This is a genomic window from Brevibacillus sp. BD137, from assembly GCF_041644655.1.
In the GTDB taxonomy this organism is placed as follows: Bacteria; Bacillota; Bacilli; order Brevibacillales; family Brevibacillaceae; genus Brevibacillus; species Brevibacillus brevis_D.
Genome location: NZ_JAOTNO010000005.1, coordinates 304,663 through 319,254 on the forward strand (window position 1 = coordinate 304,663; position 14,592 = coordinate 319,254).

At 46.4% G+C, this 14,592-nt stretch carries 15 protein-coding genes; all 15 read left to right on the forward strand.

Features of this window, described 5'->3' with window-relative positions:
• Positions 1-78: 78 nt before the first annotated feature.
• The 15 genes from ODZ53_RS14130 to ODZ53_RS14200 all read left to right on the forward strand — a co-directional run bounded on the left by ODZ53_RS14130 (position 79) and on the right by ODZ53_RS14200 (position 14,589).
• Positions 79-636 (forward strand): NUDIX domain-containing protein, encoded by a 558-nt coding sequence (locus ODZ53_RS14130; protein WP_026133985.1) that lies wholly within the window; start codon positions 79-81, stop codon positions 634-636.
• Positions 637-640: 4 nt separating this feature from the next.
• Positions 641-1,813: an endonuclease Q family protein gene (locus ODZ53_RS14135; RefSeq protein WP_372677964.1), complete on the forward strand. Its 1,173-nt coding sequence runs from the start codon at positions 641-643 to the stop codon at positions 1,811-1,813.
• 67 nt (positions 1,814-1,880) lie between these two features.
• On the forward strand, positions 1,881-2,507 hold the full coding sequence (spoIIM, locus tag ODZ53_RS14140; protein WP_016739960.1) for a stage II sporulation protein M: 627 nt from the start codon (positions 1,881-1,883) through the stop codon (positions 2,505-2,507).
• 94 nt (positions 2,508-2,601) lie between these two features.
• Positions 2,602-3,066 carry a ferric iron uptake transcriptional regulator gene (gene fur / locus ODZ53_RS14145; RefSeq protein WP_007720739.1) on the forward strand — a complete coding sequence of 155 codons (465 nt, stop codon included), beginning with the start codon at positions 2,602-2,604 and terminating at the stop codon, positions 3,064-3,066.
• A gap of 156 nt (positions 3,067-3,222) precedes the next feature.
• On the forward strand, positions 3,223-3,462 hold the full coding sequence (locus ODZ53_RS14150) for a YqzK family protein (protein ID WP_012686072.1): 240 nt from the start codon (positions 3,223-3,225) through the stop codon (positions 3,460-3,462).
• A 95-nt stretch (positions 3,463-3,557) separates the two neighbouring features.
• Positions 3,558-4,445: a site-specific tyrosine recombinase XerD gene (gene xerD / locus ODZ53_RS14155; protein ID WP_012686073.1), complete on the forward strand. Its 888-nt coding sequence runs from the start codon at positions 3,558-3,560 to the stop codon at positions 4,443-4,445.
• A 119-nt stretch (positions 4,446-4,564) separates the two neighbouring features.
• On the forward strand, positions 4,565-5,737 hold the full coding sequence (gene deoB / locus ODZ53_RS14160) for a phosphopentomutase (RefSeq protein WP_372677800.1): 1,173 nt from the start codon (positions 4,565-4,567) through the stop codon (positions 5,735-5,737).
• Between the two features lie 60 nt (positions 5,738-5,797).
• Entirely contained in the window at positions 5,798-6,607 is an 810-nt protein-coding gene (locus tag ODZ53_RS14165; protein WP_372677802.1) for a purine-nucleoside phosphorylase, read from the forward strand.
• A gap of 24 nt (positions 6,608-6,631) precedes the next feature.
• A complete protein-coding gene (locus ODZ53_RS14170; RefSeq protein WP_199927108.1) occupies positions 6,632-7,939 on the forward strand; it encodes a pyrimidine-nucleoside phosphorylase in 1,308 nt (435 codons plus the stop codon).
• A gap of 330 nt (positions 7,940-8,269) precedes the next feature.
• Positions 8,270-8,740 carry an Lrp/AsnC family transcriptional regulator gene (locus ODZ53_RS14175; RefSeq protein WP_012686077.1) on the forward strand — a complete coding sequence of 157 codons (471 nt, stop codon included), beginning with the start codon at positions 8,270-8,272 and terminating at the stop codon, positions 8,738-8,740.
• 115 nt (positions 8,741-8,855) lie between these two features.
• Positions 8,856-10,505 (forward strand): peptide ABC transporter substrate-binding protein, encoded by a 1,650-nt coding sequence (locus ODZ53_RS14180; RefSeq protein WP_199927107.1) that lies wholly within the window; start codon positions 8,856-8,858, stop codon positions 10,503-10,505.
• 249 nt (positions 10,506-10,754) lie between these two features.
• Positions 10,755-11,687: an ABC transporter permease gene (locus tag ODZ53_RS14185; protein ID WP_016739967.1), complete on the forward strand. Its 933-nt coding sequence runs from the start codon at positions 10,755-10,757 to the stop codon at positions 11,685-11,687.
• 6 nt (positions 11,688-11,693) lie between these two features.
• Positions 11,694-12,611 (forward strand): ABC transporter permease, encoded by a 918-nt coding sequence (locus ODZ53_RS14190; protein ID WP_012686080.1) that lies wholly within the window; start codon positions 11,694-11,696, stop codon positions 12,609-12,611.
• 14 nt (positions 12,612-12,625) lie between these two features.
• Positions 12,626-13,615 (forward strand): ABC transporter ATP-binding protein, encoded by a 990-nt coding sequence (locus ODZ53_RS14195; protein ID WP_012686081.1) that lies wholly within the window; start codon positions 12,626-12,628, stop codon positions 13,613-13,615.
• A 14-nt stretch (positions 13,616-13,629) separates the two neighbouring features.
• Complete coding sequence (locus tag ODZ53_RS14200) at positions 13,630-14,589, forward strand: ABC transporter ATP-binding protein (RefSeq protein WP_012686082.1); 960 nt, start codon at positions 13,630-13,632, stop codon at positions 14,587-14,589.
• The last annotated feature ends 3 nt before the right edge of the window (positions 14,590-14,592 follow it).

The window sequence follows — 14,592 nt, forward strand, 5'->3', positions numbered from 1 at the left end:
GGACAAGCTCTATGCTCCCAACTTATGGAGGGAATCGACGATTTAGAACGACTTCACGAAAAAAGGATGATGACGACCGTGAGTAAATATGATCACTTATATGAAAAAACCATTTCGAGTCAACCGATTTATGACGGAAGAATTATCAAGGTCAAGGTAGATGAGGTACTTCTGCCAAATGGCAACACAGCGAAGCGAGAAATCGTGAATCACCAAGGAGCGGTTGCTGTATTGCCGATAACAGATGATAACAAAATGGTTGTGGTTCGACAGTTCCGCAAGCCATTGGAGCGTACGATTGTAGAAATCCCAGCGGGAAAACTGGAGCCAGGGGAAGAGCCGCTCGCATGTGCAATGCGCGAGCTAGAGGAAGAGACAGGCTACGTTGCGAGTCAGTACACACCGCTTAGCTCCTTTTACACATCGCCAGGCTTCGCGGATGAAATATTACATGTTTTTGTGGCTACTGGTTTGAAAAAAGGAGAAAGCAAGCCGGACGAGGATGAGTTCGTTGATGTGCTAGAAGTAACACTGGAAGAAGCGCATGCTCTGCATCAAAGTGGGGAAATTCGAGATGCCAAGACAGTAGTGGCATTGTTTGCATGGGAAAACAAAATGCTGCGTGAGCGTCGCTAGTACCATGCTTACCTCGTATTTTTGTGACATGCATATTCACATCGGTGGTACGTGGACAGGTAAACCTGTGAAAATAACGGCTTCTCGCCAAATGACCCTCACCAAAATTTTGGAGGAGGCCTCAGATAAAAAAGGGATGGATGTCATCGGGATTATCGATGCACATTCGCCGGAGGTTCAGGATGAGCTGGTAGATCTGTTGGAAAAGGGATTAGCGACTGAACAGGAGGATGGAGGAATTTCCTACAAAGATACGTTGTTAATCTTGGGGTGCGAAGTAGAAATCAAAGAGCCGGGACGTGGTGCAGCTCATTTTCTCGTTTATTTGCCGAAGCTGCAAGAAATGAAGCATTTTACCGCATGGCTGTCCGAACGCTGCAAAAATGTGCAATTAAGCTCTCAGCGTATTTACACATCACTGAGGGAATTGCAAGCCTGTGTCCACCAATTGCAGGGCCTTATGATCCCGGCACATATTTTTACACCACATAAAGGGATGTACGGAAGTTGTACAGATTCGATGGCCGAAGTGCTTGATCCTTCGCTCGTTTATGCGGTTGAGCTGGGATTGAGCGCGAATACCACAATGGCGGACCGCATATCCGAGCTCCATGACAAAACCTTTCTCACAAACTCAGATGCCCATTCTCTGGCGAAGATAGGCCGGGAATATCAAGCGATGCATATGCAAGAGCGTTCTTTCGTAGAGTGGGTGAAAGCGATTAAGCGCATCGGTGGAAGAGGGGTTCATGTGAATTATGGTCTGCATCCCGAGCTTGGAAAGTACCATCAAACGGCGTGCCAAGGGTGCCAGTCCTTACTCGCGGCGGATGCCTCAGGCAAATGTCCGGAATGCGGCTTTCAACGAATTGTGCGAGGGGTTGCAGCGCGCATTGATCAGCTGGCGGATGTAGAGGCTGGCCAGCATCCGACGTTCCGTCCTCCTTATATCGAGCAAATCCCGTTAGAATTCATTCCAGGAGTTGGTCCGAAATTATTGGATAAGCTGTATCGGTCGTTTGGTACACAGATGAACGTCCTGCATCGCGCGAACGAAGAAGTGCTCACCCATGTGGTCGGAGAGAAAATCGCTTCACTTATCGTACAAGCACGGGAGGGAAAGCTCTCTATTCAAAAGGGCGGAGCCGGTACTTACGGAAAGATTGTCCCGATGTAGGTTGTCATAGGGTGGAATTCGTCCGCATAAGCTGTACAGTAATCAGCCAAGCGGGAGGCGACGAAGCGTGCGTTCACGAGTCGGACAAACTATCCAATCCTATGCGAGAGAGCATCAGTCACTCTACTGGTTCACGATCGTCCTGTTTACGATGGGCATTATTTTCGGAGCCGTCCTCGTCAATTCACTGCCATTATCACAGAAGCAGGAGCTGTACGGTTTTCTGCAATATTTTTTCAACAGTCTTGGCAGTGATGGCATCCCTGAGACCAGTGCCCATTTTCAGCAGGCGTTTGGTCATTATGCGAAAACGATAGCGATCATGTGGGTGCTGGGATTATCTATTATTGGGTTGCCTATGATTTTGTTGATGCTCTTCTTAAAAGGAGTCGTGGTTGGTTTCACTGTTGGTTTTTTGGTGAGTCAGCTCCAATGGCAAGGGGTAACATTTGCCATGGTGGGTGTTCTCCCGCAAAATTTATTAGTCGTCCCTGCCCTTTTTATTGTAGGCGTCAGCGGAATTTCGTTCTCGCTTCGACTCATACGGACGAGAGTGCTAAGTAAAAGGGATGTTATCATGCCGCATTTTATGGGCTATACGGTTCTTGTTCTTAGCATGCTGGCGGTATTGACGATTGCAGCCTTGTTTGAGACCTTCATTTCCCCAAGGCTGATGCAGCTCGTACTTAATTAAGAATAATTCTCAGGTAAGAACTTATGCATTTGACTTATTCGATGCCCCTCTACTATAATAGGAACAGGTTTCATGCGAGCGGGGAGGGGCATTAATGTTGGAAGAAAAATTAGAGAAAATTAAGCAGCAGTTGCATTCACAAAACTACAAGCTGACACCACAGCGTGAAGCCACTGTTCGCGTGTTGTTGGAGAATGAAGAAGATCATTTGAGTGCGGAAGATGTTTACTTGCTGGTGAAGGATAAAGCACCGGAAATCGGGCTTGCAACCGTATACAGGACATTAGAGCTGTTGAGCGAACTGAAGATCCTTCATAAAATGAATTTTGGCGATGGCGTAGCTCGTTACGATCTTCGTGATGATAATGCCGCCTATCACCATCATCACCTCATTTGCCTTAATTGCGGTACGGTGGATGAAATTTTTGAAGATCTGCTTGTCACAGCAGAAGAAAAAGTCAAGAATGTTTACAACTTTTATATTACCGACCACCGATTGACCTTCTACGGGATCTGCAATCGTTGTGTAGATAAAGTGAACGTGGAGGACTTCAAATAAAGTCGACTTCTCTGGGAACGGAGAAGTTTTTCTTTTTTCCTTGGGAGCTTTTGTAATGGCAGACCTATTCCTGTGGAATCCTAGGAGAGGATCGATTCGAATGGAGCAGGGGACAAGTGCATATAAATGAAAGAAAGTCTGTAAGGAGGCTTATGGATGAAGGTCTCTTATCGCCGCTTGATGGAGGGTCTTCGTTTCTTGCTTTTATTCATAACCTGTACCTTGCTCTCCTATGGCATCATTACGTTGCTGGCGGACAAATTTCTCCCGGCAAACCCTTATCATGAACCGCATGGTAACGCGGTGAAGGTAGTAAAAGTGATCAATACCTCTCAGACGCAGGATTTTGACGGATATGTCGCACGACTACAGCTCTTTTTTTTAACGGGAGAGTAACGCGCAGGTTTGAGTTTTTTATTTGGAGAAGCAGGAGTTTCTTTTTCTTTGTGGAAAGCAATACAAGATACTTATCAGCTAGAAGGGGACACTTCATGGACAGTCTGATTGATCAGTTTATTCATTTCCTGACTGTGGAGAAAGGGTTATCGAGAAATACCCTGGAATCCTATCAACGGGATATGGTGGCCTTTACCTCGTATTTACAAGAGCAAGGTGTCACTCGCGTAGAGGATTCTACTCGGACGCACATCATTGGGTACTTACTTGTTTTACGGGAAAAAGGACGTGCTACAGCAACGCTTTCTCGCAACATGGCATCGATACGAGCGTTTTATCAGTTTCTCATTCGGGATAAATACATAGATAAAGATCCATCCATCCATTTGGAAACACCGAAGATCGAGAAACGCTTGCCGAAAGTGCTCTCTGTTGAGGAAGTGGAACGTCTTTTGGAAAGTCCTCCTGTCAATCATCCTGCCGGGCTGCGGGACAAGGCAATGCTTGAGCTCTTATATGCGACAGGCATTCGTGTCTCGGAGTTAGTCAATCTGGATAGTGCTGATGTGAATCTGGATATGGGCTTTGTCAAATGCTTGGGAAAAGGATCAAAAGAGCGAATCATTCCGTTAGGCTCAGTTGCCATTCAAATGGTTCGCCACTATTTGCAGGCAGGGCGCCCCAAGATGGTAAAAGGAACTGGCGATACTGCATTATTTCTGAATCACTTGGGCAAACAAATTACACGGCAAGGTTTTTGGAAAATTATTAAGCGATATGCTCAAAAATCAAACATCCGTGCTGAGATTACACCCCATACGCTTCGCCACTCTTTTGCCACTCATTTATTGGAAAATGGAGCCGATTTGCGCTCTGTTCAAGAGATGCTTGGGCATGCTGATATTTCAACCACCCAGATTTACACACATGTAACCAGAACGCGGATTAAGGACATCTATGCCAAAACACATCCGCGAGCATGAGTATGAAAAAACGATCGACTCCGCCTGATTGTCGGGCGGAGAAAAATTTTCTGAATCAGGTCAGACGTCTGACGACTTGATGATAGAAAATGAATGACTGGTAAACAGGAGGCGTTAAGATGCAATATTCTCGAGTTTTTCTGATCGTCATGGACAGCGTAGGGATTGGCGAACAACCTGATGCGCCTAAGTTCAATGATGCAGGAGCGAATACCTTAGGTCATATTGCGGAACGAGTGGCAGGATTTTCATTGCCCAACCTGCAAAAATTGGGTTTGGGAAATATAGCAGCACTCCAAAACGTTGCGCCAGTTCAAACTCCTATGGCCCATTATGGAAAAATGCAGGAAATCTCCATGGGCAAAGATACGACGACGGGTCATTGGGAAATCATGGGTCTGCATGTGTCTACTCCGTTTAACACGTATCCAGACGGATTTCCTCAAGAGTTGATCTCGGAATTTGAGCAGCGTATCGGTCGCAAGGTGCTCGGGAACAAAGTCGCTTCAGGAACAGACATTCTCGACGAGCTTGGCGAAGAGCATATGAATACAGGTGCAGTGATTGTCTATACATCTGCGGATAGTGTATTCCAGGTGGCAGCACACGAAGAGATCGTTCCGCTTGAAGAGCTATACCATATTTGCGAGGTAGCTCGTGAGTTGACGCTTCGTGATGAATTCGCCGTTACTCGTGTTATCGCGCGTCCATTTGTGGGGCAGCCAGGTAATTTTAGCCGCACTGCAAATCGTCACGATTATTCCGTGAAGCCATTTGCTCCGACAGTCATGAATCGTCTGCAGGATGCTGGCCTTGCTTCTATTGCCATTGGCAAAATCAGCGATATCTACGCAGAAGAGGGTGTTACCCAATCTATCCGTACCAAAGATAACATGGACGGTGTAGATCAAATTCTGGGCACGATGAAACAATCGTTTACGGGCCTTTCCTTTGTCAATCTCGTTGACTTCGATGCGAAGTTCGGTCATCGCCGTGATCCAGAAGGGTATGGTCAGGCATTGATGGAGTTCGATGCTCGTATTCCAGAGCTTTTGGAAGCGCTACAAGAAAATGATTTGCTGGTAATCACGGCAGACCATGGAAACGATCCTGTACACCATGGTAGCGACCATACCAGAGAATACGTTCCGTTGCTTGCTTATCACAAGGGTATTCAAGCTGGACAAAATTTGGGTATCCGCGAGACATTTGCTGACTTGGGTGCGACCATCGCAGACAATTTTGGAGTAACTGCTCCCGTGATTGGGAAGAGCTTCCTTAATCGTTTATAAAGGTAAAGTAAAAATAAACATTTATATAATAGAAGAAACACAAAAAAGGAGAGAGTTAAATTGGCAAATTCCCATGACGCAGTAGCATATATCGAACCGAAATTGACAGAAAAACCAACCATTGGTCTCGTACTCGGATCAGGGCTTGGTGTATTGGCAGATGAAATCGAAAATCCAGTGATCATTCCTTATCATGAAATCCCTGGCTTCACTGTGTCCACCGTTGTCGGCCACAAAGGACAACTCGTGATTGGTAAGCTGCAAGGCAAACAAGTCGTTGCCATGCAAGGTCGTTTCCACTTTTATGAGGGGCATGGTCTGGATGCCGTCGTATTCCCAATCCGTGTCATGAAGCTGCTCGGCGTAGAAACCATTATGGTGACCAATGCGGCTGGCGGAATTAACGAAGGCTACAATCCAGGCGACCTCATGCTGATTTCCGATCACATCAACATGACGTTCCGCAATCCGTTGATCGGTGCAAATGATGAACAACTGGGAGCGCGTTTCCCGGATATGTCTGAGGCTTATTCCAAACAGCTCCGCAAGCTCGCTCATGAAGTTGCGTCCGAGCAAGGAATCCAGCTTCGTGAAGGTGTATACGCAGGTCTGCTAGGTCCTTCCTACGAAACTCCTGCGGAAATCCGTATGCTTCGTCTGTTGGGCGGGGATGCTGTAGGGATGTCAACTGTACCAGAAGTAATCGTGGCACGACACATGGGTGTGAAGGTGCTCGGTATTTCGTGCATTAGCAACATGGCAGCAGGTATTTTGGAACAGCCTCTGTCCCATGATGAAGTTATGGAAACAACAGAGAAGGTAAAATCTCAATTCTTGGCTCTGGTCAACGGTATCGTAGCCAAAATGTAAGTAACGGATTCGGAGGGATTAACAATGCGTATGGTCGATATGATCGCCAAAAAACGTGATGGCGGAGAACTGACAACAGAAGAGATTCAATTTCTGGTGACAGGCTATACAGATGGAAGTATTCCTGACTACCAAATGTCCGCATGGGCAATGGCAGTCTTTTTCCGTGGCATGACGGCGAGAGAGACGGGAGATCTAACCTTGGCAATGGCAGGGTCAGGCGAACAGCTTGACCTGTCTTCCCTGCAAGGAATTAAGGTAGACAAGCATAGTACAGGCGGAGTAGGGGACAAAACTACTCTTGTTGTTGCGCCACTGGTAGCGGCAGCGGGTATTCCTGTGGCAAAAATGTCTGGAAGAGGCCTTGGATACTCAGGAGGCACCATCGACAAGCTGGAGTCCTTCGCAGGTTTTGAAGTAGAGCGCACACGCGAGCAATTTTTGCAGCAGGTGCGTGATATTGGCGTGTCCGTAATCGGACAGTCTGGCAATCTGACACCTGCCGATAAGAAGCTGTATGCTCTACGTGACGTGACAGCTACTGTAGAGGCTGTGCCGTTGATTGCAAGCTCCATTATGTCCAAGAAGATTGCGGCTGGAGCAGATGCCATCCTGCTTGACGTAAAAGTAGGGAAGGGCGCTTTCATGAAAAGCATTGAAGAGGCCGAAACGTTAGCAAATGCGATGGTTGCAATCGGCAGCCAAGTAGGACGTAAAACGGTGGCGGTTATCAGCGATATGAACCAGCCGCTTGGCTTTGCTGTGGGCAATGCACTGGAAGTGAAAGAAGCGGTGGAGACACTTGCAGGTAGAGGTCCACGCGATTTGACCGAGCTGGTGTTGTCTATTGGTTCCCGTATGCTTGTAATGGGGGGCCTTGTTGGTGATGTGGAAGAAGGACGCAAGAAGCTCGAAGACCTGATGGCTTCCGGAAAGGCAGTAGATAAACTGGCGGAAATGGTAGAAGCTCAAGGCGGCAATAAGCAGGACGTCTATGATTTGTCTCGTCTGCCGCAAGCAAAGATCATTCATACCATTACAGCCGAACAGGACGGCTTTGTAAGTGCGATTGATGCGGAAGCGATCGGTCATGCTTCTGTTGTCCTGGGTGCTGGCAGATTGACAAAAGAAATGCCAATTGACTTGGCAGTAGGTCTTGTTCTGCACAAAAAACGCGGGGATCAGGTGAAGGCTGGAGAAGTTTTGGTCACCATCCATGCCAACGAAGACCAGCTTCTGAAAAATGCGTTGAAAGAAATGGAAGGTGCCTTCCAGATTTCGACGGCAATCGACGGAGAACAACCGTTGATCTATAAAATTATCGAAGCATAGATTGTAGGATATTAGTTGATCAATCAAATAAAACAAGGCGTGCACAGCACCTGAGCACGCCTTGTTTTATGAGTAAAAATACAGTTTCTCGAAAAAATATTGTTGATTAAATCTAGTTTTTCATATTCAATAGTAAGATGTAAGTCGTTTTTTTATTATATAAAAAATATTTTACTGTTCGGATTGACTTTATAAAGTTTTATTATTCTACTTGTCAAATTTCGTTGACACCGCTATCATTTCCGATTACTTTTATTGTATTAGACTGTTTGTAAAAGATTGTTGCGAAATTCGTAAAAAAAAGATGGAGGTTCCCAGAAAATCGTATTTATGAAAAAGCTGGACCATGTCGACAGACAGATTTTGCAAATCCTCCATGAAGATGGGCGTATCCCATATACAGAAATCGCCCATCAGCTAGGCGTGAGTGAAGGAACGATTCGATCACGTATCACTCGCCTTTTACAAGACGGAGTCTTCCAATTCGTAATACAACCCGATCCAGAGAAATTAGGATTACATGTGCAGGCTATCATCGGGTTAACCACAAAGCTAGGTTTGCAGAAAGAAGTGGCAGAAAAATTAAGCAAATTTTCTGCAGTACGCTTTGTAGGCGCTTATAGCGGTAAGCACGACTTGATTATCCAAGCGTGTTTCCATAGTAATGATGAGCTGATCACCTTTGTCAATGAACGACTCTCTCAAATTGAAGGAATTGCAGCTGCGGACGTTTCACTGGAACTGAAGCAGTACAAAGACACCTTCTCTTTCGTTCAAGACGACGAGGTGACCCTGCAATGAAAGGGGTTGATGCCTTCCAGCCGAAGTCAAGCAGCTTCGTATAGTTTTCGTTTTTTTTTCGTCCTTTATTTTCAGAAAAAAGACAAAAAAGAAAAACGTACTGGGGGTTATTGCGTTGAAAAAGAATGTGTTTGCACTTGTGAGCTCGATTGCTGTATTAGGAACCGCCCTGGCAGGGTGCGGAGGAGGACAACAAACTGCCGCTCCACCGGCAGGAGGTACACCAGCACCTTCACAGCCTGCAACACCAGCTGCTGAGAAGAAGCCACAAGTTTTAAAGATGAACCTACACTCGGAGCCACCTACAACTGATCCAGGGCTCGCAGAGGACACGACTTCAGGCGCGATTATCTTGGCAACCTTTGATGGCTTGACCCGCATTGGAACCGATGACAAGCCGCATGAAGCTGCTGCTGAGAGCTATACCGTCTCTGATGATAAGCTCACTTACACATTTAAAATCAGAGAAGCGAAATGGAGCAATGGTGATCCTGTAACAGCACATGACTTTGAGTATGCTTGGAAGCGTGCTCTCGATCCAAAAACAGCTTCCAACTACGCATATCAGCTGTACTACGTGAAGAATGGCGAAAAAGCAAATAAGGGCGAAGCAAAGCTTGATGAAGTAGGCGTGAAGGCACTTGACGATAAAACGCTGGAAGTTAAGCTGGAGAATCCGACTCCATACTTCCTGGAATTACTCGCATTCCGTACCTACTTCCCAGTTAACAAAAAAGTACTGGATGCAAATCCGAAGTGGGCAGGCGAAGCAAGCTCGCACGTCGGTAACGGTCCTTTTAAAATCGAATCTTGGGAGCACAAGAACAAGATGGTGCTCGTGAAGAACGAAAATTACTGGGATAAAGACAATGTAAAGCTCGAAAAAATCGAATTCTCCATGGTAGAAGACGAAAATACAGAGCTCTCCATGTTCGAAAATGGCGAAATCGATTGGGCTGGCGCGCCGATGAGTGCTTTGCCAACAGATGCGATTTCAGCATTGAAAGAGCAAGGCAAGATTCAAACCAATCCAATCGCGGGTACGTATTGGTACAAATTCAATACCGAAAAGCCGCCATTTAATAACATTAAAGTAAGAAAAGCATTTGCCTACTCGATCGATCGACAAGCCTTGATCGACAACATTCTCCAAACGGGCCAAATCCCGGCAACAGGCGCTGTACCTCCATCCATGGTACTGAATCCAAATGGCTATTTCAAAGACAAGGATCTAGAAAATGCGAAAAAGCTTTTGGAAGAGGGACTGAAAGAGGTTGGCATGAGCAAGTTGCCAGCGATTACCTTATCCTACAATACATCTGAGGCTCACAAGAAGATTGCTGAGGCCATCCAAGACCAATGGAAGAAAAATCTCGGCGTAGATGTGAAACTCGAGAATAAAGAATGGAAGGTTTACCTGGAAGATATGCATGAGGGTAACTTCCAGATTGGACGGATGGGCTGGCTGGGTGACTTCAATGATCCAATCAACTTCTTGGAACTCTTCAAGGATAAAATGGGTGGAAACAACGATACACGTTGGGAAAATGCAAAATATAAAGAGTTGTTGAACCAATCCGCTAAGGAATCCGACCTCGAGAAACGTAAGAAAATTTTGGCAGATGCGGAGCAAATCCTGATGGATGAAATGCCAATCATGCCAATTTACTGGTACACACAATCTTGGGTACAGAAACCAGAGGTCAAAGGTGTTCACCAAACGGGCCTGGGTGACGTGGATTGGAAAGGCGCGTACATCGAGTAATTTCATAACGAAGGAAACGGGATTTGCAGCAGAGGGTATGTGGTTGCACATATGCCCTCTGCTATGCAAGCCCTTCCCATAAATACCAGCTGGCATGATTGCCAGCAAAGAGAAAATAGAGAGAGAAGCTTTATTGCAAGAGATCTAAGGGTTATTTACACAGCCGATTTTTACACTGTGTCGGCAGCGTTCCGCAGTGTAAAGATGGGACGTGAAAGCAATCAAAAATCTACCAAGGGGGTAAGTTAGTTGATCCGTTATCTCGGTAAGCGCATCATTTTTATGCTCATCTCGCTCTTCTTAATTGTAACGGCCACCTTCTTCATCATGAAAGCAGTACCAGGTGGTCCATTTACATCCGAGAAGCAGGTCCCGCCGGAAATTAAGGCAGCACTAGAGGCAAAGTACAAGCTGAACCTGCCGTTGCATGAACAATACTTTGAATATTTAAAAGGTGTAGTAACTTGGGATCTCGGTCCGTCGTTTACGGAGAAATCTTCGAATGTTAACGACATGATTAATCGTGGTTTCCCTGTTTCTGCTCACTTGGGAGCACAAGCTTTATTGCTCGCTATCTTTGGTGGAATTACGTTAGGGGTTATCGCAGCACTAAACCATAATAGATGGCAAGACTATTCTGCAATGGTTATCGCTGTTTTGGGATTATCGGTACCAAGCTTTATTTTGGCGTCCTTTTACCAATACATTTTCGCTATTCAATTGGGCTGGTTTCCAATCGCGAAATGGGAAGGATTCGAGTACACCATCCTTCCTTCATTGGCACTCGCCGCATCACCGATGGCATTTATCGCGCGTTTGACGCGTTCCAATATGATTGAAGTTATGGGTCAAGATTACATCAAAACTGCAAAAGCAAAAGGATTGCACACTGTTGCCATTACAGTAAAACACGCAATTCGTAATGCGCTCTTGCCAGTTGTTACTTACCTGGGTCCACTGATTGCCGGTATTTTGACAGGTGCATTCGTTATTGAACGTATTTTCGGTGTTCCTGGTCTTGGTCGCGAATTCGTATTGTCCATTACAAACCGCGACTATACGGTAATCATGGGTACGACCGTGTTCTACTCTATTATCCTGGTTGTGATGATTCTGATTGTTGACATCGCATACACCTTGGTAGACCCACGGATCAAACTTTCGGACGCAGGAAAGGAGTAATGACACGTGCAAAACTTGACAAAAGAACATTTTGAGCCAATTTCCGTTGACCTTCGTCAAGCAGAATCAATCAAGCGCCCTAGTCTCTCTTTCTGGTCTGACGTTTGGCGCCGTATGAGAATGAATAAAGTTGCAATGGCTTCCATGATCTTCATTATTGCCTTGATCGTATGTGCCATTGTGGTTCCATGGCTTACTCCACAAGATTATTTTACGACCGATTTGGCTGGGAAGAACAAGAAGCCATCTGCTGAACACTGGTTTGGTTCAGATGACTTGGGTCGTGACGTATTTGAGCGCATCTGGTACGGCGCACGTATCTCTCTGCAAGTAGGTCTTGCCGCAGCGTTTATTGATCTGATCATTGGTGTGATCTGGGGCGGTATCGCAGGTTTCTATGGTGGCAGAGTAGATGAAATGATGATGCGTTTCGCGGATATCCTGTTTGCGATTCCTTACCTGCTGGTTGTTATTTTGTTGATGGTTGTGTTAGAGCCTGGTGTCGGAACGATTATTATTGCCTTAACGATAACGGGATGGATCGGTATGGCCCGGATTGTGCGTGGTCAGATCCTTCAATTGAAAAATCAAGAGTTTGTACTGGCAGCGCGCTCCCTTGGTGCTGACGCTAACCGTCTGATCTTCAAACACTTGATTCCTAATGCTTTGGGTCCAATCATCGTAACATTGAGCTTGACTGTACCTTCCGCGATTTTCGCAGAATCCTTCTTGTCCTTTATCGGGTTAGGGGTTTCGGCTCCGATTGCATCGTGGGGAACGATGTCCAATGAGGGCTTGCCGGCCATGAAGTACTATCCATGGCGTCTGACATTCCCGGCAATCTTTATTTCATTGACCATCTTGGCATTTAACTTGTTCGGTGACGGTCTGCGCGATGCAGTAGACCCACGCCTGCGTAAATAGGAGGGATAGTCGTTATGGAACGCATTCTTGATGTAAAAGACCTGCACGTATCCTTCCATACGTATGCAGGTGAAGTAAAAGCAGTCCGCGGTGTGAATTTTCACGTCAACCGCGGAGAGGCTGTAGCGATTGTAGGGGAGTCCGGTTGCGGTAAATCCGTAACCGCTCAAACCCTCATGAAGCTGATACCTATGCCTCCAGGTGAAATTAAAAAGGGACAAATTCTCTTCAATGGCGAGGATATCGTCAAGAAGTCGAAAAAAGAGATGGAATCGATCCGCGGTAAAGATATCGGGATGATTTTCCAAGATCCAATGACTTCCTTGAACCCAACGATGACCATCGGTAGCCAAATTACCGAGGGTTTGATCAAGCACCAAAACATGTCGAAAGCTGCAGCACGTGATCGTGCTATTGAGCTGTTGACTATGGTTGGTATTCCGCAACCTGAGAAACGTGTGGAGCAATATCCACACGAGTTCTCTGGCGGTATGCGTCAACGTGCTATGATCGCGATTGCTCTCGCTTGTTCACCGAAGCTGTTGATCGCAGATGAACCGACGACAGCTTTGGACGTAACGATTCAGGCGCAAATTTTGGACCTGATGAAAGAATTGCAAAAGAAAACAGGCACTTCCATTATCTTGATCACGCATGACCTTGGTGTTGTTGCCGAGATGTGTGACCGCGTAATCGTTATGTACGCAGGAAAAGTGATCGAGACTGGAACCGTTGACGATATTTTCTATAATCCGCAACACCCTTACACCAAAGGCTTGCTACGCTCGGTACCACGTCTTGACTTGAACCGTGACGAGCCACTGACACCGATTTTTGGTACGCCGCCAGACCTTCTGCGTCCGCCAGTTGGCTGTGGATTCACTGCGCGTTGCGAATCAGCGATGCGTGTGTGCCAAGAGATCGATCCTGAGCTGAACGACATCAGCACTACTCAGCGAGCAGCTTGTTGGCTTCAACATCCGCTTGCTCAGAACCGTGCGTAGAAGGAGGGATATCAGTGGATAAACGTGAAAATTTGATTGAAGTACGCAATCTAAAAAAATTCTTTTCCATTGGCGATAACACGCTGAAAGCTGTGAATGATATCTCGTTTGAGATCAAACGTGGAGAAACACTGGGCATAGTAGGAGAGTCAGGCTGTGGAAAGTCCACTGCTGGTCGCACCATCTTGAGACTGTATGATGCGACTGAAGGGGACGTCCTGTTTGAAGGCAAGAGCATCATGAATTTGAACCAGCAGGAAATGAAGGCGATGCGCCGCAACATGCAAATGATTTTCCAAGACCCTTACGCTTCGTTGAATCCGCGTATGACAGTCGGGGATATCATTGGCGAGGCGCTGGATATTCATGGCCTGGCATCTGGTCAAAAGCGCAAAGAGCGCATTCAGGAGCTCCTTTCCTTGGTGAGCTTGAATCCTGAGCATATGAATCGCTTCCCACACGAGTTTTCAGGTGGTCAGCGCCAACGTATCGGAATTGCCCGTGCATTGGCAGTAGAGCCAAAATTCATCGTGTGTGACGAGCCAATCTCTGCTTTGGACGTATCCGTACAAGCACAGGTTGTAAACCTGCTCGAACAGCTGCAAGAAAAAATGGGCTTGACCTACATGTTTATTGCGCATGACTTGTCCATGGTAAAATACATTTCCGACCGTGTAGCGGTTATGTATCTGGGGAAAATGGTTGAGCTGGCAGAAAGTGATGCTTTGTATGAAAAGCCACTCCATCCGTATACGCAAGCGCTGTTGTCTGCGATTCCGATCCCGGATCCAGAAATTGAGCGTAACCGTGAGCGAATTGTACTGCAAGGTGATGTACCTAGCCCAATGAACCCACCAAGTGGTTGCCATTTCCGTACGCGTTGCCCGAAAGCAATGCCGGAATGCGCTGCATCCGTACCTGTGTGGAAAGAAGTAGAGCCAGGACATTTCGCTGCTTGTCATTTGTATAACTAAATC